The organism is Vibrio sp. 2304 (genome assembly GCF_033339475.1).
GTDB lineage: Bacteria > Pseudomonadota > Gammaproteobacteria > Enterobacterales > Vibrionaceae > Vibrio > Vibrio alginolyticus.
This window is the reverse complement of record NZ_JAWOUQ010000156.1, coordinates 1-504: the sequence shown is the minus strand read 5'-3', so window position 1 is coordinate 504 and position 504 is coordinate 1. Positions and strand designations below refer to the sequence as shown.

Sequence of the window (504 nt, the reverse complement as noted above, 5' to 3'; positions counted from 1 at the left end):
GTTGTAGTGACGACGGCGGTTATTGGTAGCATTGTCAGTTTGTTTGGCTTGAGTATGCAGGTGAGTTTGGTCATCGGCATGGGGCTAGCCCTTTCCTCTACGGCTATTGCACTTAAAGTGATTGAAGAGCAAGGCCTCAATGGCACCGAAACGGGCCAGTCTGGTTTTGCTGTGCTGCTTTTTCAAGATATCGCCGTCATACCGATGTTGGCTATGTTACCGCTTTTAGCTGGTGAACAGAATGTAGGCAGTTGGTTCGATGCTTTTACCGTTTTAGGCAGTGTCGTAGCCTTGTTGATTGGTGGTCACTTTTTATTGCGTCCTCTGTTTCGTTTTGTCGTGATGAGTGGGGTTCGCGAGTTATTTACCGTGGCTTCACTCTTGGTGGTGCTAGGCATTTCGGTGGTGATGCAGAAACTGGGCTTGTCCATGGCGCTAGGAACTTTCTTAGCTGGAGTGCTGCTGGCCGAAAGTGAATATCGCCATGAGCTAGAAATCGCTATC

Annotated in this window: 1 protein-coding gene; it reads left to right on the top strand. The window is 48.8% G+C overall.

The window, feature by feature from the left end:
* On the top strand, nt 1-504 hold a 504-nt coding region (locus R7P64_RS24775; RefSeq protein ID WP_318124300.1), incomplete at both ends, for a cation:proton antiporter.